The organism is Pseudodesulfovibrio portus, from assembly GCF_026000375.1.
Taxonomy (GTDB): domain Bacteria; phylum Desulfobacterota; class Desulfovibrionia; order Desulfovibrionales; family Desulfovibrionaceae; genus Pseudodesulfovibrio; species Pseudodesulfovibrio portus.
In genome coordinates this window covers 2,484,552-2,507,226 of sequence record NZ_AP026708.1, presented here as the reverse complement: position 1 = coordinate 2,507,226, position 22,675 = coordinate 2,484,552, and the positions used below count along the sequence as shown (strand labels likewise).

Here is a 22,675-nt window from a genome sequence, read left to right as displayed (position 1 = left end):
CCTACCCATCTCACCAGCATAAACCACACATTTTCAACTTAGTGGATAAGGAGGTAAACGATGCCACCGGACATAATAGTCATCGACGGAGTCATGGGGGCAGGTAAAACTACCCACATAATCAACGAGATAAACAAGGGAGTCATGCAGAGATACATCTACGTCACTCCCTTTCTTGATGAGGTTGAGCGAATCAAGCTGGCCTGCCCAATGCACGACTTCAAAGAACCCAAAAGCCTCGACGGAAGAAAGCTAAAAGGCTTGAAGGAACTGGTGGATAGTAATGCAAACATTGCAACCACACACGCCCTGCTCTCGCTCATGGACAACGAACTAATCACCCTTTTACACTCGAAAGACTATACGCTGGTGATTGATGAAACGCTTGAAAGCTCAAGCATCGAGTATGTTTCTCCGATCGCCCGTCAACTGATAGCGCAAACTCAATGCGTTTCCATCTGTCCCGAAACCGCGAAAGCAACATGGGACTCCTTCGCTTTCCCCTCCACCGAGGGTAACGAGGAGTTTGATCGTATCCGCAAGCAATGCGATTGTGAGGCTTTGTACTGGCTCCCCCGCAACAGGGAGAAGGGCGACGGCTTCATCGCGTGGCACTTCCCGGCGAAAGCCTTTGCCTGCTTTAGCAAAGTCTACATCCTGACATATCAGTTTGAAGGCTCGCCAATGGATGCGTATATGCGTCTCCAAGCCCTTGAGTACCGCATAGACAATCGTTTCTCAGACTTAGACACAGAGAGCCGAACAAGGTTCAAGGCCCTTATCAACTTCATGGATTCACAATCCCCATGGGTAACCGATCTTGACGACTACGCACTCTCACGGTCGTGGTTTATGCGAGACAAAGAAAAACGAATAAAGCAAGTCAGTGCGACACTTAAGACGCTGTGCAACAAGCACAAAGTAACGTCCAAAGAGGCCATGTGGACTTCTTTCAAGGAGCCCGCAAAAGAAATTGCGACTTCAAAAATGGTGCTAAGCAAACCAGTGCCGCCGGAAGCAAGCGAGGCACGAAAGCGACGTTGCAACTTTGTGCCGTGTAATTCCAGAGCGACAAATCGACATGGGGAGAGGAGCGTCCTTTTCTATCTGGCCAATCGGTTCCCAAACTTGGAGTTGGAACAATACTTCAAATCAAGGGGCCTCCCCCTTGACCGGGACCGGTTCGCCCTCAACGAAATGTTGCAGTGGATTTTCAGGAGCCGCATTAGGAACGGGGAGCCTATCAAGCTCTTCGCCCCTAGCCCCAGGATGCGAGGGCTTCTGGAAGACTGGTTGAACGGTGATGATTTGAAATCAGAGTCGAGCCTATCCCACGCTGCGTGAGACAGATATTTGTCTTTAACCGAATCTACCGCCCCAATCTCTAGCCCCAAAAAAATGTAGAATCGTGAGGGGGCATTTGAGTATCACCCCTCTTGGATTCTCCCCCATACCCCCCCAAAGGCTATTACCTCTTTGAGTTCTCTCAAGGAGGTCTTTTCATTCACCCGTAGAACATATAGGACCACCATCGGTTTGATGAGCTACACAACCAACAGGAGGCTACCATGAAAATATATACTGACGGCGCATGTCGTGGGAATCAGTACGGCAACGCAACCGGAGGATATGGAGTCATCATTGATTCCGGCTCAGCCCGTGCCGAATATGCCCAAGGCTATGCGGACACGACCAACAACAGGATGGAGCTTAGGGCTGCTATCGCTGGCCTTAAAGCCCTGACTACCCCCACACAAGTTGAACTTGTCACCGACTCCCAATACGTGAGCAAAGCGTTCACGGACAACTGGATAGCAGGGTGGCTTAAGCGTGGGTGGAAGAACGCCAGCGGCAAGCCCGTAAAGAACCGCGATCTGTGGGAAGAGTTAATCCCTCTGACTGAAAAACATAAGGTCACATGGACATGGGTACGGGGCCACAACGGACACCCTGACAATGAACGCGCCGACGAACTGGCGTGCATGGCGGCAGACAACGGGCCTCTGCTCAAAGACATCGGGACTACCACGCTCACAGCAGTAACGCTCTAAACCACACTCAACCGCGAATACAAAGGCCGCTTCTCAATACTGAGGGGCGGTCTTTTCTATTGGAGAACACATGAAACAGATCAACGACCTAGGAATCAAAATGAGTGCAAAGACAGTTTCAACCCTCTTCGAGGTTGAGGAAAGCACGGTGACGCGGTATCCCCATCGGTACGGTGGAGTGCGCATTGGCCGCCGTATCCTGTTCTTTGACAAACTGATTAGCGAAGCAGTGAGGGAAGCATATGCCCTACAGAAAGACAAAGAACGGGAAGAAGCGTTGGGTCGGTTCGGTAATGATCAACGGACGACGCAAGGAAAAGATATTCGACTCCAAGAAGGATGCGAAGGCATGGGAAGCAGGGATGCACAGTGCGGGAGACCTGACCGCCACTCCATCCTTGCTTAAGTGGGCCGAACAATACCTAGACTACTCAACAAGATTCTCACCAAAAGTATACAGCGAAAAGCGCGGGGCCTTCCGGCGCTTTTTTCAATTCATCAAACCATCAGCCACGGCAGACAAGATGACACCCCGCCTTGCCCTTGAGTTCCTGCAAAAGGAATTCAACAAAAGGACGGGCAACGCCGCCAACCGAGACCGCAAGAACCTCGTGGCCGCGTGGAACTGGGGAATCCGTTACCTTGAAATGCCAAAGCCAAACCCTTTTGAAATGGTGGACAAGTTCCCTGCCGATGAGAAAGGCCATTACGTACCGCCAGAAGCAGACTTTAGAAAGGTTCTCGGAGTTGCCGAGGGCCAAGACAAAGTCATGCTACTGACCTTCCTACACACAGCAGGCAGACGCGGTGAAATATACAGACTCCAATGGGAGGACGTGGATTTCATCAACGAACGAATCCGCCTCAAGACAAGGAAAAGGAAAGGCGGTTCGCTGGAATCCGATTGGATACCAATGACCGAGGAATTGACCGACACCCTGAAAGCCCACCGCAAAACAGCGGTTAATGAATGGGTGTTCATCCAGCCCAAAGGTCAGCACCAAGGAAAGCCATACACAGAAAACCGGGGATTCCCCCAAGCCTTATGCGACAAAGCAGAGGTAAAGCGGTTTGGCTGTCATGGCATTCGAGGACTCACAGCCTCAATACTCGCCAAGCACAACGTTCCAATGGTCGCAATTCGGGACACGCTCAGACATAAGAATCTGAGAATCACCGAGCGATACGTGCGCGGCCTGGATTCGGTGAGAGATCACCTTAAGGTATTGGAGGTAAAAACAGCATGAGACCAAACAGGACGCTTACGTCCCTTTTACGTCCCGGCTATTTTGACAATGGCAAAAGAAAAAGGATTCTAGGGATAATTCCTTAGAATCCTTGATCTTTAGTGGCGGAGCCGACGAGACTCGAACTCGCGGCCTCCGGCGTGACAGGCCGGCGTTATAACCAGCTTAACTACGGCTCCGCACTATATAATAAAGGGCGTTAAGCTATCCCTCTATGTCAAAGATGGTGGGCGCGACAGGGCTCGAACCTGTGACCCTCGCCTTGTAAGGGCGATGCTCTTCCAGCTGAGCTACGCGCCCGCAGGAAGAGAGCTTTTAGCTTGACCCGGTTTGCTTGTCAACCAGATTTTTCATCTCGTGTTCCAAGCGGTTAGCCGGGCGCTCTCACGCATTCAGCGAAGGGCATACTGCCCACACACAGCCCGTTTGTCAACGCTTTTTGAAATAAATTTGCATCTCTCCAACCATCCGGGATAAAAGACTATTTCCCGGCCCACAATAGCCGCTCACCCTTCCTCGACAGCCAACCCACGGGCAGGCCGCGATAATAGAGGCCCACCGACCCGCCGCCCCTGGCGAAACGCACGCTCCGGCCGGTGAACAACTGCTCCAGGACCGCCGTGTCGTCCACGTCCAGGACATCCACCCCGGCACGGGCCGGATCGTCGGGCAGCAGCACCCGGGCCAGCGGGCCGGGGGTGAACTTCATCCCGGCCCCCTTGCCCGCCACCTTGCCCAGGGGGAACCCCTGCCACCGGATCGAGCCGGGGATCATGGACAGGGCGCGCCGGTGCAGGAAAAACGGCTTGCCGTTGAAGGCGTATACCTCGCCGGGAGGCAGTTTGGTCAGGTCCAGCCCCTTGCCGCCGGGCATGGCCGCGAGGTCCAGGCGGACGCCGGGCAGTTCCCTTTTTTGCACACCTTGGCCCGTGGGTGCGCAACCGGCCGCCCTCTTTCGGAAGCGAGCCAGGAAAAACCCCTGGCCGTCCGAATCCTCGGCCACGCGCAGGACGCCGCCCATGCCGTCCACGAGCGGTCGGCCGAAGACAAACCCCTCGGGCTCGGCAAGCGGCTCCAGCTCGAGGTCGAGCGTTTCGAGCGCCCATGCAACCTGGCGTTCGTTTTCCTCGATATTGGTGGTGCAGGTGGAGTACAGGACCACCCCGCCGGGCTTGAGCAGGGCCGCCGCCTTTTCCAGGAGCGTCTTTTGCAGGGAAACCAGCGGCGCGGTCTTGGACTCGCTCCACAGCTCCATGACCTTGGGATTCTTGTCTATGGTCCCCCAGCCGCTGCACGGCGGGTCGAGCTGGATGTGATCCCAGCTGCAATCCGGGAACGGCAGGTCCTGGGCCATGGCCTTGGCCGTGGCCGCGTTGGCCGAGCCGGTGCGGCGCAGGTTGGCGCGCAGGGTGGACAGCCGGTCCGCCGAGGGCTCGGACGCGAACACGAATCCCTCGCGTCCGACCAGCCTCGAAAGGAGACTGGTCTTGCTGCCGGGCGCGGAGCACATGTCCAGGACGCACGCCCCCTCGGGCGGATCGAGGGTGAGGGGCGGCAGCATGGACGACCGGTCCTGGATGTAGACCAGGCCGAACCGGGCGGCCAGGCTCTCGCCCAGGGGGAACGGCTCGTCCACCACCTTGCGGGCAAGAGGGTAAAACGGCTCGTCCTCAAAGGAAAAACCCTGCGACGCAAGCAGGTCCTCAACGATGGGGACGTCCTGCTCCGCGCAGGTGAATCGGAACGTTCTTCCGGTGTTGGCCATGTTCTTCTCCCGCCGGTCATCCGGCTCTGTGACATGTCCGGGCCGAAGCTCGGCCCGCATCCGTGCCATACCGGCTTGTCACCGCCTGAGCAACACTTTAGGACTTTGCAACCCGTGGCGGAAACTGGTACAAGGGCCTGCCGTACCAAAGGGTGCGGCGCTCAACGCAACATCAACGACAACACCATATACCTTATCGGAGGGTTCCATGACGAAACAACGCTTCTTCACCGCCTTGATCGCACTGACGGCGATGCTGCTCATGACCACCATGGCCATGGCCCAGGGCGCGAAAAGCTTTGCGGTTCTCCCCTTCAAATACACCGGCCCGCAAAAATACTCCTACTTCTCCAAGGCCTTCCAGGCCAGCCTGGAAAACGACCTGGAATGGATCGGCCACGTGGAGCCCTCCACCAAGGACGTCAGCGCCATGACCACCCCCGGCAACTCGGGCGACGCGCTGAACCAGTTGCGCAGCATGGGTGTGGACTACCTCGTCTACGGCGACATCGCCATCCTGAACAAGGACGCCCACATCAACCTTGGCGTGGTCGGCGAGGACGGCAAGTCCTGGGAAACCAAGGGCAAGATGACCATCGACGAGATCACCTCCTGGCTCGAGGAACAGGGCAACATCATCCAGGGCGACATCTTCAACCGCCCCGGTTACGGCACCGTCGAAGAGTCCAAGGAAGCGGAAAAGACCATGCAGACCGCAAGCCCCGCCGACTCCCCGTTCATCGTGGGCGGCAACGACGGATACCAGGAAGCGACCCTGAACCCGCAGTTCAAGTATGAGGGCGGCACCGAGTCCATCGGCCGGTGGCGCAGCCAGACGCTCAGGTACTCCTCCTACAGCATGGTGGTGACCGACGGCGACGCGGACGGGCAGAACGAAGTCTTCATCCTGCAGTCGGACGCCATCTCCGCCTACCGCTTCCGGGAGGGCAAGCTGGAGCACCTGACCACCTTCGACCTGCCCAAGAACCTGATCTCCATCCGGTTGGAAGTGGCGGACCTGAACAGGGACGGCACGCCCGAATTCGTCGTGGGCGCCTACCAGTACGATACGCAGTACAGCGACACGGCCCCCGAGGGCAACCCGCGCTCCAGCATTCTCCGCTTTGAAGGCGGCAAATTCAAGTATGTCGTCAAGAAATACAACAAGTTCCTCGGCGTGCTGAGGCTTCCCCCGACCTATCTGCCCATCCTCTGCGCCCAGAAAAAGGGCCACAGCCACCTGTTCGACAAGGTCGTGCGCGAGGCCTTCATCAAGGGCGACGACATCGAGCTGGGCCAGAAGCTGGCCGTGCCGCCCTTCGGCAACGTCTACAACATGATCTACATGCCCAAGGAGCTGGGCTACCAGATCATCGTCCTGGGCAACAAGCACAAGCTGGTGACCTACAGCCAGTCCTTCGAGCGGCTCAACGAAACCGACGAGACATACAACAGCTCCGGCATCGCCATCCCCATGCAGAACACCATGGTCGGTCTGGGCAACAGCAACCTCGACACCATGGTCGACATGTACAACATCCCGTTCAGGATGGTCACGGCTCCGCTGACGGGCAAGCGCTACGAACTGCTGCTCAACCGCGACCTGTCCGCCGTGGCCCAGTTGGTCTCCAACTACCACTACTACAGCCAGGGCGAAATCCACTCCCTGGTCTGGGATGAAGTGGGGTTGAACCTGGCCTGGAAGACCCGCCGCATCAAGGGACAGGTCAGCGACATCGCCCTGGCCGACCTGAACAACGACGGCAAGAAACAGCTGTGCGTGCTGGTCAACACCTTTGCCGGGCTGGGCTACACCAACCGCAAGACCATGGTGCTGGCCTACGACCTCAACCTGTAACGGCGATACACCGCCGACGACATAATTCCCCAAAGAGAGTGAGAGAGAAGGAGAGAGAGATGAGAAAACTGACTACCCTGCTGGCTGCGAGTCTGGCCTTGACCTGCCTGATGGCGGCCTCGGCCCTGGCCGGGACCACCCTGACCTATGCCAACTTCCCGCCCGCCAAGACCTTCCCCTGCGTCCAGATGGAACAGTGGAAAGCCGAGGTGGAGAAGCGCACGAACGGCGACATCGCGGTCCAGACCTTCCCCGGTTCCACGCTGCTCAACCCCAAGAACATGTTCCGCGGCGTGCAGACCGGCCAGGCCGACATCGGCTGTATCTCCACGGCCTACTACCCCGGCGTGTTCCCGCTCATTTCCGTGGTCAACCTGCCCGTGGCCTTCACCTCCACCGAAGTGGCCAGCCGCGTCATGTGGGACCTGTTCCAGAAGTACCAGCCCAAGGAATTCGCCGACGTCAAGGTGATCACCATGTTCACCTCGGCCCCGTCCCAGATCATGAGCAAGACTCCCGTCAAGCAGCTCGGCGACCTGAACGGCATGGAACTGCGCGCCTCGGGTTCCATTCTCCAGATCCTGTCCGGCCTGGGCGCACAGGGCGTGGGCATGCCCATGTCCCAGACCCCCGAAGCCCTGCAGAAGGGCGTGGTCAAGGGCCTTGTCTCCTCCTTTGACGTGCTCATGGACTTCAACTTCGCGGAATCCTGCCGCCATGAAACCATCACCAACCTGCCCGTCTACCCGTTCGCCATCATCATGAACAAGGCGCGCTGGGAAGCCCTGTCCCCCGAGTCCAAAAAGGTCATCGACGACCTGGCGCTCGAACAGGCCGTCTGGACCGGCAAGTACCTGGACAAGCACATCGACGACTCCCTTAACTGGTCCAAGGAAAAGTACCAGGTCGAGGTCCACGAACTGACCGCTGCCGAGCACGCCACGATCAAGGAACTCGGCACGCCCCTGGTTGACCAGTGGAAGGCCGAGGCCGTCAAGGCCGGCCTGGACGCCGACGCCATCCTGGCCGACATGCTCGCCCTCAAGGCCAAGTACGAAGCCATGTAACCGATCACATCAAACGCCCCCGCGCCATGCGGGGGCGTTTTTTCGAGTATCCCATGATCAATTTTCTGGACAAGATTTCCGGCGTGCTCGCCAAGATCCTGACCGGCCTGGCCGGATTTTTTCTCGTATCCATGATGGTCCTTGCCTGCGCCAACATGGTCCTGCGCGCGGTCTGGGTGCCGGTGCAGGGCACCTATGAGATGATGGGCTTCCTGGGCGCGGTGGTGGCCTCCTTTTCCCTGGCCTTTGCCCAGCGCAACAAGGCGCACATCGCCGTGGGCATCCTGCTGGCCCGGTTCCCGGCTCCCGTCAGGCGTGGGGCCGACGCGCTGACCAATGCGGTATCCTGCGCCTTCTTCATCCTGGCCGGGATCGAAACCGGCAAATGGGCCGCCTTCCTGGTGCAGACGAACGAGGTGTCCGAGACCCTCCAGATCATCTACCACCCGTTCGTGTTCGCCTCCGCAGCCGGATGCTTCGCCCTTGCCTTCGTCCTGGCAGTGGACACGCTCAAAACCCTGACCGCGGAAAAGGTGGCGTAATGGACCCGATCACCGCCGGCATCGTCGGCACCTTCCTGCTGTTGGTTGCCATCTTTCTCCTGCGCATCCCCGTGGCCTTTGCCATGGCCCTCATCGGCTTCGGCGGGTTCGCCTACGTGCTCAACTGGAACGCGGCCACGGGCATGCTCGGCACCGAGTTGTGGAACGTCTTTTCCAAGTACGGGCTGACCGTGATCCCGCTCTTCATCCTCATGGGGCAGATCTGCTTCTACTCCGGAGTCAACGAGCGGCTGTACAAATCCGCCTACGCCTGGATGGGCCAGATCCGGGGCGGCATCGCCATGACCACGGTCCTGGCCTGTGCCGGGTTCGCGGCCATCTGCGGCTCCAACTCGGCCACCGCCGCCACCATGTCCACCGTGGCCCTGCCCGAGATGAAGAAATTCCGCTACTCACCGATCCTGTCCACCGGCGCGGTGGCTGCGGGCGCGACGCTCGGCGTGGTCATCCCGCCCTCGGTGGTCCTGATCATCATCGGGTTGCAGACCAGTCAGTCCATCGCCCAGCTCTTCGTGGGCGGCATGGTGCCCGGCATACTCCTGACCCTGCTCTTCCTGGGCACCATCTGGTACCTGTGCAAAAAGAACCCCGAATGGGGTCCGGCAGGCCCGAAGACCACCTTTGCCGAAAAGCTGCGCTCCCTGCCCGGCTCCATCGAGATGGTCATCCTGTTCATCCTGGTCATGGGCGGCCTGTTCCTGGGATTCTTCACACCCACCGAGGCGGGCGCGGCCGGTGCGGCCCTTGCCCTGCTCATCTCCATCATCTCCGGCAAGATGAGCTGGAAGAAATTCCACCTGGCCGTGAACGACTCGCTCAAGATTTCCTGCATGATCATGGTCATCATGCTCGGCGCGGTCATCTTCGGGCGCTTCCTGGCCGTGACCCGGCTGCCTTTCGAGGCCGCCGGATGGGTGGCCGGGCTGCCCATCCCGCCCATGGTCATCATCATGGTCATCTGCCTGATCTACGTCATCGGCGGCATGGTCATGGACGCCCTGGCCCTGCTCCTGGTGACCATCCCCATCTTCTTCCCCGTGGTCACGGCCATGGGCTACGACCCGCTCTGGTTCGGCGTGCTCATCACCGTGGTCACCACCCTCGGGGCCATCACCCCACCGGTGGGGGTCAACACCTTCATCGTGGCCTCCATGGCCAAGGACGTGCCCATGACCGACGTGTTCAAGGGCGTCACCTACTTCGTGGCCGCCTACGTGGTCTGCGTGGCCATCCTGATGCTGTTTCCGGGGATCGTTACATTTCTCCCCGGCCTGATGCAGTAGAGGGACCCGGCTTGCGATAGCGGGCCATCTGCACATTTTTCCGGCTTGCCGCTGTCCTCGCCGTACGGGTGTACGGCTGTGGTACGGCTGCGCCGGAGAAAATGCACATCTGACCCACTCTCCCAAGCCTCACCGTGTTGTCTTCCTTTGCGAGAGCGCGCGCCGTGTCGCTGCGCTGACGGCGCTTTTCGTTATCCAAATATATCTGCTCGAGACCACGTGGGGCAACCCGCTGTCGGGTGGCCTTGCCACCCGAATCGCTCATGCTCTGTTTTTGAAGAGTATTTCCGGGCTCGTGAATGCTCACCCTTGCGGCTGGTGCTTGCCAACGGGGTTGCGGAAGCTGTATGGATATTAAATGTCCGCTTCCCTTGGCAAAAAAGTCCTGAGATGGACCGCGCTGATCACACCCTGGGTGCTGGCCCTGCTGCTGGCCGCAGGATGGGGGCTGTCCGTGTGGACGCCCCGGTACCTGGAGAGGCTGGTGCCGCAGCTGGCGGCGGACATGGGGTTGCCGCTGACCGAGTTCCGCATCCGGGACGCGGGGCTGTTCTCGGCGGACATCGGGCCGGTGCGGCTCGGCGGCGAGGACGGGATGCGGCTGTCCAACGTGCACGTCACCTATACACCGGCCTCGCTCAAGGCGGGGCGGGTGAATTCCGTGGAACTGGAGGGCATATCCCTTTCCTGCTCCTGGGACGGCGAACGGTTCGACCTGCCGGTCCTCGGCCTGCTTCCCCGGTCCGAAGAAAACGCCGGGCCCGCCGAACTCCCCGAACTGCCCCTTAGCGAAATCATCGTCCGCGACTCCGTGCTCCTTTGCGACATTGAGGGGACCAGGCTCTCCATACCCTTCTCGGCGCGTCTCAAGCCGGGCGAATCCTACGGCTTCGAAGGCACGCTCAGGCCGCGCGACCAGGACATCTCGGTGACCGGCACCCTCGGGCCCACGGCCAACGACCTCTCCCTTGAGCTCTCCACCACGGGCTTCCGGCTGGGGGCCGTGAACGACGTCCTGCCCCTGCCGGTCACGGGCCGCCTGGACCTGTCCCTGAGTGCCGTGCTCGACCTGTCGCAACCCGACGGCCTGACCGCCGACTTCACCCTGGCCGCCCGCGACGCGGACCTGTCCGCCCTGGGCATCGACCTGGCCCACGACGCGGTTGTCAGCGCCAGGGGCCGGGTGGCGGAAAAGGCAATCGCCTTCTCCCTGGACCCGGTGTCCGTGGCCGCGCCGTTCCCGGTCACGGTATCCGTGGCCGCCGGTCGGGCGTCCGAGGACTCCCTCTTCGCCCAATTCGACGTCGAAGGGGCCGGTGCCGAGGTCGGCGGACGGCTGGAGGCGGACAGGGCGGGCGACGACTGGGACGTTGCCCTGACCGCCGTGAACACGGACAACATGACCGTCAACGCCAGCGGCCGCATCATCCACCTGTCGGGGTTCACCTTTTCCCTGTCCGGGCTGGCCGGGCCGGACCGCGCGGACATGGTGCTGGACTGCTCGACCCGGGGCGCGGCCCTCGGCGACACCGGCTTCAAGTCGCGCGGATTGCGGCTCACCCTGCCCCTCAAGTGGCCCGCCCCCAAACACCACACGCCCGGCACCCTCAAGCTGTCCGGCCTGCGCTTCAAGGACCGCAGGCTCGGCGCGGTGGCGGCCACGGTGCGCCAACAGGGAACGGACCTGGCATACGGCGGCACCCTGTACACCGACATCCTGCCCAAGCTCCGAGTCCTCTTCTCCGGCCTGGCCTCCATGACCAGCCGGGACGCCACGCTCAAATTTTCCGTGGACAAATACGTCCTGCCCGCCGGGTTCGACCCGGCCACCCTGGACAAAAGCCTCAAGGGGCTCACCCTGTCCGGCACGCTCGGAGTGGACGGGGCGGTCCGGGTGGACGCGGACGGCGTCGAGAGCCGCGCGGGAGCGACCTTCACCGACGGCGCGCTGGCCATGTCCGAAGGCGGGACCTCCATGACCGGCATCCGGCTGGCCGTGGAGTCACCCGACCTGCTGTCCATGCGCACCGCGCCCGCCCAGAAGCTGACCTTTGCCGCCCTGTCCGCCGGGAACATCCAGCTCACTGACGGCGAAATCGCCTTCCAGCTCGAACCGGGGCCGGTGGTCCTGGTGGAAGAGGCCGGGTTCAAATGGGCCGGGGGCCATGTAGCCAGCCGCGCCTTCCGGATCAAGGCCGGGGCCGACGAGTACAACCTGACCCTGTTCTGCTCCAACCTGAAGCTGTCGGCCATCCTGTCCCAGCTCGGATTGGCCCAAGCCCAGGGCGAGGCCGCCCTGTCCGGCGAGCTGCCCGTGGCCTGGAAGAAAGGGAAAATTTCGTTCAACAGCGGATTTTTGCACTCCACGCCGGGCGAGGGCGGGGTCATCCAGGTGGAAGCCATGGAGGATCTGGTGTCGTCCATTCCCGAGGGAACGCCCCAGCGCGGGCAGCTGGAACTGGCCCGCGAGGCGGTCCGCGACTTCGAGTACAAATGGGTACGCATCAAGGCGGACACCGTGGGAGAAGACCTGCTGGTGCGGCTTTCCGTGGACGGCAAGCCCAAGTCCACCCTGCCGTTCATCTACCGCAGGGAGTTCGGAGGGTTCATGCGCGTCACCGGCGACGTCAAGGGGTCCAACTTCCAGGGGTTGCGGTTGGACGTGAATTTCAGCGTACCGTTGGACCGCATTTTGCTGTATAAGGACATAATGAACATGATCGAGTAAGGCAGGTTGTTGTAAAAGGCCCGATTGCGTCGTTGCCGTCGCTTTCCGGCTGCCGCCCCGCACTCGATCCTTTTTGGACAACCTGGAAGGGGAAAGGAAATGAAACAGGCAATCACACTGGCGACGTGCCTACTGCTCTTCGCCGTCTGGGGATGCTCCACCAGTCACCGTGTCGAAGTGGCCCCCGTGGAGGTCAAGCCCATCCACATCACCATCGACGTCAACGTCAAGGTCGACAAGGAACTGGACAATTTCTTCTCGGACATCGACGAAGCCGCGGAACAGGAGGCACCCGATGCGCAATAAGATTCTCATTCTCGTAACCGTTGCGGCCTGCCTGCTGGCCACCGCAGCCTTTGCCGACTCCATCAAGGACCGCATGGCCGATCGCGCCCCGGCCATCGTCGCCCTCAAGGACCAGGGGCTGGTGGGCGAAAACAACCAGGGCTTCCTGGAAATCCGCAGCCCGCAGGCCCAATCCGACCTGGTGGCCGCCGAGAACAAGGACCGGGCAGCCGTGTACCAGGCCATCGCCAAGAAGATCGGCACCACGCCCGATCTGGTCGGACAGCGCCGGGCGGGCAAGCTCGCCGAGATGGCCCACCCCGGCAACTGGCTCCAGGCCCCCGACGGCAGCTGGTACCAGAAGTAACTTACCGACAACCATAACCGGGCGGCACCGCGAACCCTTGCGGTGCCGCCCTGTTTGCGCCCATGCCCAAAGCACAATTCGTCATCGTCACCCCTGCCGAGTCCGGCCAGAAGCTGCTCCAGTTCCTGGAACGGCGGCTGACCGGCGACGTGCCGCGTTCGGCCATCCAGAAATGGATTCGCAAGGGCCAGGTGCGCGTGGACAAGGGCCGCAAGAAGCCGTTCGACCGCATCACCGCCGGGCAGGAGGTGCGCATCCCGCCCTACACGCCCGGCGAGGCCGATGCGGTCGCCATCACCGGGACCACCGGCAGTCTGGTGACCGTGTACGAGGACGACGACATCCTGGCCATTGCCAAGCCCGCCGGTCTGGCCGTGCACGGCGGGGACAAGGTCACGGACTCGGTGGCCGCCCGGCTGAAGGCGATCTTTGCTGACGCCGACTTCATGCCCACCCTGGCCCACCGGCTGGACCGCGACACCTCGGGCCTGCTCCTGGCCGCCAAGAACTACGAGACCCTGCGCGGGCTGAACGACCTGTTCGCGTCGGGCTCCGTCGGCAAGCTCTACCTCGCCTGGGTCAAGGGCCGGTGGTCCGACCCCGATGAGACCCTGCTTGAGGACCGACTCGAAAAGAGCGGCGCGCCCGGCGCGGAAAGGGTGCGGCCCGGGTCCGGCAAAACCGCCCTGGCCCGTGTCACCTGCCTCGTGTCCGACCGGCAGAACTCCCTGCTGGCCGTGCGCCTCATCACCGGCCGCACGCACCAGATCCGGGTGCAGCTCGCCTCGCGCAACCATCCCGTCATCGGAGACGGGAAATACGGCAGGGACCAGGCGCGCGGCCCCATGCGCCTGCACTGCTACGCCATGCTCGTCCGGGAAAAGGCCTTGTCCCTGCCCCCGCCATGGACCAACAAATGGGAAATTCCGCCCGACGCCCTGAAACAGGCGCTGGGGTTGTTGTACGAATAAAGACGGTTCCGACGGCCGGGGGAATCCTGTTTTGGCAATCATTCACGTTTCTTAACAATGGCCCGTCTTGCAGGGAATGCGGAAACTCTGTATGTAGACTTTGTCTAGAGAACCCAAGGAGGCTGCAATGCGCCATTTACATTCTTTTCTGTTGCTTCTGGCCCTCCTGGGGCTGATGCTCCAGGTTTCGGGCTGCACGGTGTACAACGTTGCGGTGGAGGAGCGGTCCGTCAGCTCCTACGTGGACGACGAGGCGATCACCTTCCAGATCGAAAAGGACTTCCTGGCCGACGACACGGTCAAGTACCTGGACTATGACGCGTCCAGCTACGAGGGCCACGTCTACATCGTCGGCGAATACGAGAGCCGCGCCCAGGTGGACCGGGCCGTGGCCATCGCCAAGAAGGTCAAGGGCGTGCGCACGGTGACCACCTACCTGCTGCCCAAGAATCCCAACGACCACTGCGGCACCACGGACAACCTGGAGATTTACGGACGCCTCAAGAAGGACCTGGTGGCCGACGGCGACGTCTGGTCCACCAACATCGAAATCAAGACCGTCCAGTGCAACGTCATCCTGTTGGGCATTGTCGGCTCCATGAACGAGCGCGAGAAGATCATCGACTACGCCAACAAGACCAAGGGCGTGCGCAGCGTCAAGTCCTACCTCAAGATCAAGCGGTAATCAGGCATGGGCGGCTCGACGGTTGAAAGACTGACTGCTTGCCGCCCGTTCCTGCTCGCCCTCTGTCTGGCGCTCGCCGTGGGCGTTCTGGCCGGGTGCGCCGCCAAGACCCCATCCGCCCCGCCGCCCGCCGAACAGGTCCGGGCCCGTCCCGCCTCGCCAAAGGCCGCCAAGGTCATCCGCACGGCCCGCGCCCTGGTCGGCTACCCATACAAATGGGGCGGCTACCGGCCCGACACCGGCTTCGACTGCTCCGGGTTCATCTGGTTCGTGTACCATCAAAGCGGCGTCAATCTGCCGCGCGTCTCCTGGCAGCAGTTCGGGGCGGGCTCTCCCGTCAAACGCAAGGACATCCTCCCCGGCGACCTGATCTTCTTCAGGATCGACAAGAAGGGCAAATCCCTGCACGGCGGCGTGGTCACCGACCGGGGCACGTTCGTGCACGCCCCCAGCTCCGGCAAGCAGGTCATGGAATCCAGCCTGAATTCACCGTACTGGTACGAGCATTATCTCGGCGCCCGCCGCGTTTTGTAGTCTCGGCTTGCGATAGCGGCGCATCCGCGCATTTTTCCGGCTTGCCGGGTCCTCGCCGTAGCCAGGCTACGACTGCGGGCCGTCTGCGCCGGAGAAAATGCACGGCTGCACCACTCTCACAAGCCTTTGGCTGGGTGGGGTGAAGACGGGGAAGTCTTTTATTCGGGCCGGTCAGGGTCTTTTTTTTGTGACTTGGACTTACGCACGGTGCGGAGGAGGGAGGCGACCTTTCCGGTGACCTTGTCCACTCGGGCCTCGGCCTTTTTCAGGGCCGGGCTGAGGTCCTTGGCCGCTTTTTCCACCTTGCGGGCCGAATCCTTGATCTTGACCGCCAGCCTGTCTGCGGCCCGGTCCACGCCGGAGACCACGGATTTGGCCTTATCGGTGACGCCCCGGCCCACGGTCTTGGCGGAACCGGTCACGCCGCCGGTGGCCTTCTTGGCCCCCTTGCCCACGGACCCGGCGGCACCCGCCACGGAGTCGACCACGGACCTGGCCACCCGCCGGGCGTTCTTTTTGGCCGCGCTGGACGAACTCCTGACCAGCAGCCGGGTGACCTTGCTCACGGTCTCGCCGGAAATGGTCATGAACATCCGGGCCGCTTCCAGGGTGGCGCTGCGCCGCATCTGGCCCTTGGTGTTCAGGTCGAGGCTCATGTAGTTGCGGGCCACGATGCCGCACCGCATGGCCAGCAGCGCGTTGGTGGACCCGGTCAGGATGGAGGCGGTGATGGTCCCGGCCACGGCCTCGGCCCCGGGCACCGCACCCAGGGCGGACCCGGCCATGAGCGGACCGATCAGTTCGTGGATGGTGTCCTCGATGCCGAACTCGTCGAGGGAGCCCGCCAGGAACGCGGTGGCCGCGATGTTGGCATACAGGTTGATCAGCTCCCGGTGGTGGGGGCGTTGGTCGTAGAGCTTGGAGATGCGCCAGACCAGCCGGGTTATCAGGTACAGGACCACCAGCGCGTCCAGCCGCCCGTTCTGGGAGACCGCCGTGCCGATGAAGACCCGCTTGGCAGTGGACCGGATTTCCTCGTCCGCCCGGTCCCGAAGGACCATCAGCCCCATGTCCAGGCCGGACTCGTCCCGCACGGCAACGCCGTTGTCCTTGAGGATTTTGTTCCGCGTCAGCCGCTTCACCAGCTGTTGCCTGAATCCGGCCAGTTCCTCCTCCGTGGGGTTGGCGTGAACCATGATCGGCTTGGGCCGCATCAGGGCCATGACCACCCACCAGAGAAGCGTGGCCGCCGTGGGCAGGGCCAGCCCCCAGAAGACAAAGGGCGTGAACTCGGGCCGGATGCGCCCGGCGAAATCGGCCAGCCCGGCGATGCAGTCGTAAACGAAGACGAGAAACGCCCCGATGACGATGACCCCGACCAGGGTCAGAAAGTTCTTCATGGATTTGGACATGACTCTCAAGTAGCCACTATCCGGCGACGAGTCCAGATCAAGAAAGCCGGTCGTCAGTTGTTGGTCTTGGTGCCTTTATAGGTAAAAGCCTTCTTGTCCATGGTGTAGTAGGTGCCCCGGTCGATGCCCACGGCCCGCCCGCAGGGGCAGTAGACCTTGCCGTCCCGCTCCTCCATGTTCCAGACCTTCCGAATCCGGTCCTTGTGGCAGCGGTGCACCTCGCCCTGGCCGATCTTGTAATACTTCCACAGCTTGCGGCGGCAGTCCGCGCATTTGAGTACCAGCATGCACAGAACCTACCCGAGTTCGGCCCGGGCCGCCAGGGGCGGGAAGCGCGCCCTTTTGGCCCGGCGCGGTCCCCGAAAGGAAAAATCCGATTTTCATTGAAACGGACTTTTGCCGCGGGTATATTGGACTTCTTTGACGCATTACACGCGAGAGCTTCACATATGATCAACAAGACGCATTCCCCGAGGTTGTCATGGTCACGAACATCATAGTGGGTTTGATCTCTTTCGCGGCGGGAGCCCTGACCGTCATGTTCCTGCAACGGGACAGAACGAACCGCTCGACGAGAAGCAGCCTGAACCGCTTCAACTTCGACAAGCAGAAAAAATACGAAAAGGACGGCAGGAAGTACCCCTTCTCCTACTAGGCCGGGAGGCGCGGCGCGCCTATGCCCGCTCGAAGCGCACCGTCTCGACTTCCGGGAAGTCGCCCAGCGTTTTGGCGATGCCCGCCTGGAGAAAGGAATCGACCCACCAGAAGATGTTGTTCCTGCGCACCTGATCGCGCAGCTTGGACATTGAACTGTGCCGCTCGTCACGGTCCCAATGGAGGGCGCGGTGCAGGGCCTTGGCAATGCCGTCCATGTCGTAGGGGTTGACCAGGTAGGCGTTTCTCTGGAGCTGGGCCGCGGCCCCGGCGAACTCGCTCAGGACCAGGACGCCGTCTTCGGAGTTGTTGCAGGCGCAGTATTCCTTGGCCACCAGGTTCATGCCGTCCCTCAGCGGCGTGACCAGGGCGATGTCGGCGGCGGCGTAATAGGCCACCAGCTCGTCGACGGGCAGGTTGCGGTAATGGTAGTGCACCGGCACCCAGCCGGGAATCGAGAACTCCCCGTTGACCCGGCCGACAAGCTGTTCGATCTCCTGGCGCAGGTCCTTGTACTCGCCCACTTCCTCACGGCTGGGGACCGCGATCTGGACGAAGTTCACCCTGCCCTTGAGGTCCGGATACCGCTTGAGCAGGGTCTGGATGGACCGGATGCGCTCCGGGATGCCCTTGGTGTAGTCCAGCCGGTCCACGCCGAGGATGATCTTGCGGTGCCTGAGCGCCTCCTTCAGCTCGAACGCCTTGCGGGCCACGTCCTCGCGCCCGGCCAATTCCGAAAACTGGTTGTAGTCGATGGAAATGGGGAACGCGCCCAGCCTGAACGATCGGTTGCCGAGCCTGACGGTGACCGCGGCCCCGCGGCCCTCGACCCGGGTCTCGGGCATGAGGCGGCGCAGGCAGCGCACGAAATTGCGCCGGTCCTGCATGGTCTGGAATCCGAGCAGGTCATACTCGGTCAGGGCCTGGATGACCTTCCACCGCCAGGGCAGCTTCATGAAGATGTCCGGCGTGGGGAAGGGGATATGCAGGAAGAAGCCCGTGTTGCGCTTCACGCCCATGGATTTCAGGAAGAACGCCTGGTGCATCAGGTGGTAGTCCTGGATCCAGAGGTAGTCGTCCGAGGTCGTCCTGCGGGCGACCACCTCGGCGAACTTGAAATTCACGTCCAGGTAGGCGCGCCAGTACCTGGGATGGAACCGGCACCGGGACTGGAGGTCGTGAAACAGGGGCCAGATGATCTCGTTGGAGAAGCCGTAGTAATAGTCGTCCACCTCCTGCCGGGTCAGCGGCACGGTGCACAGCTCGTACCCGGCCTCGGCGGAGAAGTCGGACAGCAGCCCTTCCACGTCCACGTCCGGTTCGGCCGCGCCGGACCAGCCGATCCAGACGCCGCCGCGGTTCCTGAGCACGGGGGCCATGGCCGTGACCAGGCCGCCCGCCCCCTGTTTGACCGTCCACCGCCCGTCTTCATGCTTCAATGCCGCAGGCAGCCTGTTGGAGACCACCACCAGTCGTTTCATGCCGGATTCAACCACGGATATCCCCCCCGGGGCTCCAAAATATTATTTTTTCCCATTACATGGTGTTACCGCGCTTTGTTAACTATTTCAACTACGCTCCTGAAACGGGAATGAAAAATTGTTGGCTCGCCTGTTGACAAGGAGTTTGCCGTGTTTATCTCTTGCCGCAGTCAACACCACACGCCGCCACCGGGCGGTGAAGTTATCATAAGGAGATTTTTCATGGGTTTGAAACCGCTGCATGACCGAGTCATCGTCCAGAGAAAAGAGGAAGAGGAAAAGACCGCCGGGGGCATCTACATCCCGGACTCCGCCAAGGAAAAACCGCAGAACGGCGTCGTCATGGCCGCCGGTCCCGAGTGCAAGACCGTCAAGGACGGCGACATCGTCCTGTTCGCCAAGTACGCGGGAAGCGAATTCAGCATGGACGGCGACGAGCTGATCATCATGCGTGAAGACGACATCCTTGGTGTTTTCGCCTAACCTTTCCAACCTCATCTCTAAAGGACTCTTATACAATGGCTAAGAATATCGATTACAAGGCAGTCGCCCGCGAGGGCATGCAGCGCGGCGTGAACATCCTGGCCGACGCCGTGAAAGTCACCCTCGGCCCCAAGGGCCGCAACGTCATGCTGGAAAAGACCTGGGGCGCTCCCCAGGTGACCAAGGACGGCGTCACCGTCGCCGAGAAGATCGACCTGGAAGACAAGCTCGAGAACATGGGCGCACAGATGGTCAAGGAAGTCGCTTCCAAGACCAACGACATCGCCGGTGACGGCACCACCACCGCCACCATCCTGGCCCAGGCCATCTTCAACGAAGGCGTGAAGCTGCTGGCCGCAGGCCGCAACCCCATGTCCATCAAGCGCGGCATCGACAAGGCCGTGGAAGCCGTGGTCGAGGAACTGGACGCCATGGCCAAGCCCATCAAGAAGACCTCCGAGATCGCCCAGATCGGCGCCATTTCCGCCAACAACGACGCCACCATCGGCGCCATCCTGGCCGAGGCCGTGGACAAGGTCGGCGACAACGGCGTCATCACCGTGGAGGAATCCCAGGGCCTGGACACCGTGCTCGACGTGGTCGAAGGCATGCAGTGGGACCAGGGCTACCTCTCCCCCTACTTCATCAACGACCAGGACAAGCAGGCTGCGGTCTTCGAAGACCCGTTCATCCTGCTGGCCGAGAACAAGATTTCCAGCATCAAGCCGCTGGTGCCCATCCTGGAGGCCGTTGCCAAGGCCGGACGCCCCCTGCTGATCATCGCCGAGACCGTTGAGAACGACGCCCTGGCGGGCCTGACCATCAACGCCATGCGCGGCGCGCTCAAGGTCTGCGCCGTCAAGGCCCCGGGCTTCGGCGACCGCCGCAAGGACATGATCCGCGACATCGCCGTCATGACCGGCGCCACCCCCGTCTCCGACGACACCGCCGTGACCCTGGAATCGATCCAGCCCAAGGACTTCGGCTCCGCCAAGAAGGTCGTCATCGACAAGAACAACACCCTGATCGTGGACGGCGCAGGCGACAAGAAGGCCATCGAGCTCCGTTGCAACGAGATCAACAACATGGTCAACGCCTCCACCTCCGACTACGACCGCGAGAAGCTCCAGGAGCGACTGGCCAAGATGGTCGGCGGCGTGGCCGTGGTCAAGGTCGGCGCACCCACCGAGATCGAGATGAAGGAGCGCAAGGACCGCGTGGAAGACGCCCTGAACGCCACCCGCGCAGCGGTTGACGAAGGCATCGTCCCCGGCGGCGGCACCGCCCTGGTCCGCGCGGGCAAGGCCCTTGCCAAGCTCCAGGGCGCCAACGACACCGAGCAGGCGGGCATCGACATCATCGCCCGCGCCATCGAGGAGCCGCTCAAGCAGATCGCCAACAACTGCGGCCTGGAAGGCACCGTGATCGTGGAAAAGGTCAAGGCCCTCAAGGGCAACAACGGCTTCAACGCCGCCTCCGGCGAATTCACCGACCTGGTCAAGGAAGGCGTCATCGATCCCAAGAAGGTCACCCGCATCGCCCTGCAGAATGCGGCCTCCGTGTCCAGCATGCTGCTGACCACCGAGTGCGCGATTTCCGAATACGAGCCTGAGACCGAATAACGGCTCTTACCCTCTTTGAATGCAAGGCCGGGCGCGCAAGCGTCCGGCCTTTTCCTTTTCATGCGGTCGGATCGGGCCGCGTCCCGTGGGCGTTCACGCCCCCTGCCCCACCGGTTTCAAGGCCTCGTAGGGCGCATCGAGCTCGATGCCGAAATACTGTTTCAGGGCGTCCAGATAGCCCTGCCCCTCGGGGAGTTCCCTGCACTCCTCCCGCCCGTCTCTGGTCACGGTGAGCCTGTCGTTGCACAGCGCGGCCCAACCGTCATCCATTGGTCTGACGGCCATGCGGGTAAAGGAGAAAAACGAATGCGGGTTCGTCGAGGTATAGTGATTGCCGTAGTTGATGTCGGCCCGGCAGACGTGTTCCAGGTCGAAGCTGTACATATTGCGCCACTCGCCGTTGACACGCTTCTGGAACATCGTCCCGAAGACGCCCCCGTCCACAAGGCGGAACGGCTGCCCGCCGATATCCTGGACCGCATCCAGCTCGAACAGGAGAGGGCCGCGCGGGTTGTCCTTGCCGAATCCCACGTCGGCAAGCCATTCGCGCCCGCCCGCTTCCACGAGGGAGAGTTGGTGGCCGCGTCCCGACGGCACGCCGGTCAGCTGAACCCGTGCCAGGAGCGGACGGGCCTTGAACCCGAAGGCGTGAAGGGCCATGAGGAACAAGCCGTTCAACTCGAAGCAGTAGCCGCCCCGGGGGCGGCGCACGAGTTTGTCGAAGAGATGCGCCGGATCGAGGTTGACGGTCCGGCCGAGCTGGATGTCGAAATTCTCGAAGGGGATGGAGGAGAGGTGCGCCCGCTGCAACGTGCGCAGCCCTTCCGTTGTCGGCGACACGCCTTCAAAGAGCCCCAGCCGTCGAAGATAGGAAGGTGAATCGAATTCGAAGACTTCCATGCAGACACCTTGTTTCAGGGTGGAGGATTCCCTAAATGGTATCGATTCATGCCGACGGAATCAAGATGCCGCGTATCCCCGGTTGTCCTCGCCGCCGCAAGCGGCTACAGTGATTCCCATGTCATTCTTCTCCAAACTCGTGAAGCCCTACCGCAAGGGCGAAAAGAACTTCGACCGGGCCAGGGCCGCCGAATTCCGCAGGGACTTCGACAAGGCCCGGACATACTATCAGGAAGCCGCCGTGGGCTTTGACGAACATTTGGCCGACAAGCGTGCCAAGGGCGAGGAAATCCGCCCGTCGCACCTGGCCATGGCCGGATTGTGCTACACCCGCCTGGGCCGGTACGAGGACGCCCTCGCCACCCTGGAAGAGTGCCTCGGGCGCAAGGAAATCCCCGACGCCTTCCTGTACGCGGGATTCGCCGCCGCCAGGCTCGACCGGCTCGACAAGGCCGTGGGCTACTGGAAGGCCTATCCCACCTGGGCGGACCAGCGCATCCTGGCAAACGTGCTCAAGGAGCAGATCGCTGCGCTGGGAGCGGACAGCCCGAATATCGACGCGGTCTGCGACGCCATCATCTCCGGCGTCTACGAGCAGGACCAGTACAACCGCAAGGACCGGAACTTCCGCCGGGGCGAGGAACGCGGCGCGGAATTCCGCCAATGGTACTGAGGTGCCCCGCTTGGCGCGCAAAAGCCCCCTCCGGCATGTCCGGAGG

Annotated in this window: 22 protein-coding genes and 2 tRNA genes; 17 read left to right on the top strand and 7 right to left on the bottom strand. The window is 61.7% G+C overall.

The window, feature by feature from the left end; translation table 11 throughout:
* Positions 1 to 60 precede the first annotated feature (60 nt).
* From OO730_RS12020 to OO730_RS12010, 3 genes are all read left to right on the top strand, one after another.
* On the top strand, positions 61 to 1,344 hold the full coding sequence (locus OO730_RS12020) for a DEAD/DEAH box helicase family protein (RefSeq protein ID WP_264981704.1): 1,284 nt from the start codon (positions 61 to 63) through the stop codon (positions 1,342 to 1,344).
* Between the two features lie 224 nt (positions 1,345 to 1,568).
* Positions 1,569 to 2,051 carry a ribonuclease HI gene (rnhA, locus tag OO730_RS12015; RefSeq protein ID WP_264981703.1) on the top strand — a complete coding sequence of 161 codons (483 nt, stop codon included), beginning with the start codon at positions 1,569 to 1,571 and terminating at the stop codon, positions 2,049 to 2,051.
* Positions 2,052 to 2,293: 242 nt separating this feature from the next.
* The gene (locus OO730_RS12010; protein WP_264981702.1) at positions 2,294 to 3,298 is read left to right on the top strand and encodes a tyrosine-type recombinase/integrase; all 1,005 of its coding nucleotides are present in this window, start codon (positions 2,294 to 2,296) and stop codon (positions 3,296 to 3,298) included.
* A 102-nt stretch (positions 3,299 to 3,400) separates the two neighbouring features.
* Here OO730_RS12010 and OO730_RS12005 read toward each other — a convergent pair.
* The 3 genes from OO730_RS12005 to OO730_RS11995 form a co-directional block, all read right to left on the bottom strand.
* Positions 3,401 to 3,477, bottom strand: a tRNA-Asp gene (locus OO730_RS12005).
* Between the two features lie 45 nt (positions 3,478 to 3,522).
* A tRNA-Val gene (locus tag OO730_RS12000) sits at positions 3,523 to 3,598 on the bottom strand.
* Positions 3,599 to 3,779: 181 nt separating this feature from the next.
* The gene (locus OO730_RS11995; RefSeq protein WP_264981701.1) at positions 3,780 to 5,063 is read right to left on the bottom strand and encodes an NOL1/NOP2/SUN domain family protein; all 1,284 of its coding nucleotides are present in this window, start codon (positions 5,061 to 5,063) and stop codon (positions 3,780 to 3,782) included.
* Positions 5,064 to 5,271: 208 nt separating this feature from the next.
* Here OO730_RS11995 and OO730_RS11990 point away from each other — a divergent pair, with 208 nt between their 5' ends.
* From OO730_RS11990 to OO730_RS11945, 10 genes are all read left to right on the top strand, one after another.
* Positions 5,272 to 6,921 carry an FG-GAP repeat domain-containing protein gene (locus tag OO730_RS11990; RefSeq protein WP_264981700.1) on the top strand — a complete coding sequence of 550 codons (1,650 nt, stop codon included), beginning with the start codon at positions 5,272 to 5,274 and terminating at the stop codon, positions 6,919 to 6,921.
* Between the two features lie 59 nt (positions 6,922 to 6,980).
* On the top strand, positions 6,981 to 7,988 hold the full coding sequence (locus tag OO730_RS11985) for a TRAP transporter substrate-binding protein (protein ID WP_264981699.1): 1,008 nt from the start codon (positions 6,981 to 6,983) through the stop codon (positions 7,986 to 7,988).
* A 53-nt stretch (positions 7,989 to 8,041) separates the two neighbouring features.
* Positions 8,042 to 8,530, top strand: coding sequence for a TRAP transporter small permease (locus OO730_RS11980; protein WP_264981698.1), 489 nt, complete (start codon positions 8,042 to 8,044; stop codon positions 8,528 to 8,530).
* A complete protein-coding gene (locus tag OO730_RS11975) occupies positions 8,530 to 9,834 on the top strand; it encodes a TRAP transporter large permease (protein WP_264981697.1) in 1,305 nt (434 codons plus the stop codon). The genes OO730_RS11980 and OO730_RS11975 overlap by 1 nt, the downstream gene beginning before the upstream one ends.
* A 358-nt stretch (positions 9,835 to 10,192) precedes the next feature.
* Positions 10,193 to 12,562: an intermembrane phospholipid transport protein YdbH family protein gene (locus tag OO730_RS11970; RefSeq protein WP_264981696.1), complete on the top strand. Its 2,370-nt coding sequence runs from the start codon at positions 10,193 to 10,195 to the stop codon at positions 12,560 to 12,562.
* 99 nt (positions 12,563 to 12,661) lie between these two features.
* Positions 12,662 to 12,868: a hypothetical protein gene (locus OO730_RS11965; RefSeq protein ID WP_264981695.1), complete on the top strand. Its 207-nt coding sequence runs from the start codon at positions 12,662 to 12,664 to the stop codon at positions 12,866 to 12,868.
* Positions 12,858 to 13,214, top strand: coding sequence for a YdbL family protein (locus OO730_RS11960; RefSeq protein WP_264981694.1), 357 nt, complete (start codon positions 12,858 to 12,860; stop codon positions 13,212 to 13,214). The genes OO730_RS11965 and OO730_RS11960 overlap by 11 nt, the downstream gene beginning before the upstream one ends.
* 62 nt (positions 13,215 to 13,276) lie before the next feature.
* The gene (locus OO730_RS11955) at positions 13,277 to 14,185 is read left to right on the top strand and encodes an RluA family pseudouridine synthase (RefSeq protein WP_264981693.1); all 909 of its coding nucleotides are present in this window, start codon (positions 13,277 to 13,279) and stop codon (positions 14,183 to 14,185) included.
* Between the two features lie 127 nt (positions 14,186 to 14,312).
* Positions 14,313 to 14,870 carry a BON domain-containing protein gene (locus OO730_RS11950; protein ID WP_264981692.1) on the top strand — a complete coding sequence of 186 codons (558 nt, stop codon included), beginning with the start codon at positions 14,313 to 14,315 and terminating at the stop codon, positions 14,868 to 14,870.
* Positions 14,871 to 14,876: 6 nt separating this feature from the next.
* On the top strand, positions 14,877 to 15,404 hold the full coding sequence (locus OO730_RS11945) for a C40 family peptidase (protein WP_264981691.1): 528 nt from the start codon (positions 14,877 to 14,879) through the stop codon (positions 15,402 to 15,404).
* A 158-nt stretch (positions 15,405 to 15,562) separates the two neighbouring features.
* Here OO730_RS11945 and OO730_RS11940 read toward each other — a convergent pair whose 3' ends face one another.
* Both OO730_RS11940 and OO730_RS11935 read right to left on the bottom strand, forming a co-directional pair.
* A complete protein-coding gene (locus OO730_RS11940; protein WP_264981690.1) occupies positions 15,563 to 16,816 on the bottom strand; it encodes a YcjF family protein in 1,254 nt (417 codons plus the stop codon).
* 53 nt (positions 16,817 to 16,869) lie between these two features.
* Positions 16,870 to 17,103, bottom strand: a complete 234-nt coding sequence (locus OO730_RS11935; protein WP_264981689.1) for a hypothetical protein — start codon at positions 17,101 to 17,103, stop codon at positions 16,870 to 16,872.
* A 194-nt stretch (positions 17,104 to 17,297) separates the two neighbouring features.
* Between OO730_RS11935 and OO730_RS11930 the strand changes: the two genes are divergently transcribed.
* Positions 17,298 to 17,471, top strand: coding sequence for a hypothetical protein (locus OO730_RS11930; RefSeq protein WP_264981688.1), 174 nt, complete (start codon positions 17,298 to 17,300; stop codon positions 17,469 to 17,471).
* Between the two features lie 19 nt (positions 17,472 to 17,490).
* Here OO730_RS11930 and OO730_RS11925 read toward each other — a convergent pair whose 3' ends face one another.
* Positions 17,491 to 18,951 carry an alpha,alpha-trehalose-phosphate synthase (UDP-forming) gene (locus OO730_RS11925; RefSeq protein ID WP_264981687.1) on the bottom strand — a complete coding sequence of 487 codons (1,461 nt, stop codon included), beginning with the start codon at positions 18,949 to 18,951 and terminating at the stop codon, positions 17,491 to 17,493.
* A gap of 222 nt (positions 18,952 to 19,173) precedes the next feature.
* Between OO730_RS11925 and OO730_RS11920 the strand changes: the two genes are divergently transcribed.
* Both OO730_RS11920 and groL read left to right on the top strand, forming a co-directional pair.
* Positions 19,174 to 19,434 carry a co-chaperone GroES gene (locus OO730_RS11920; RefSeq protein ID WP_264981686.1) on the top strand — a complete coding sequence of 87 codons (261 nt, stop codon included), beginning with the start codon at positions 19,174 to 19,176 and terminating at the stop codon, positions 19,432 to 19,434.
* A 35-nt stretch (positions 19,435 to 19,469) separates the two neighbouring features.
* Positions 19,470 to 21,056 carry a chaperonin GroEL gene (gene groL / locus OO730_RS11915; protein ID WP_264981685.1) on the top strand — a complete coding sequence of 529 codons (1,587 nt, stop codon included), beginning with the start codon at positions 19,470 to 19,472 and terminating at the stop codon, positions 21,054 to 21,056.
* A gap of 93 nt (positions 21,057 to 21,149) precedes the next feature.
* On the opposite strand, the gene OO730_RS11910 is transcribed toward groL, so the two are convergent.
* Positions 21,150 to 21,956: an arylamine N-acetyltransferase family protein gene (locus OO730_RS11910; protein ID WP_264981684.1), complete on the bottom strand. Its 807-nt coding sequence runs from the start codon at positions 21,954 to 21,956 to the stop codon at positions 21,150 to 21,152.
* 118 nt (positions 21,957 to 22,074) lie between these two features.
* Here OO730_RS11910 and OO730_RS11905 point away from each other — a divergent pair, with 118 nt between their 5' ends.
* On the top strand, positions 22,075 to 22,629 hold the full coding sequence (locus OO730_RS11905; RefSeq protein ID WP_264981683.1) for a hypothetical protein: 555 nt from the start codon (positions 22,075 to 22,077) through the stop codon (positions 22,627 to 22,629).
* Positions 22,630 to 22,675: the final 46 nt, after the last annotated feature.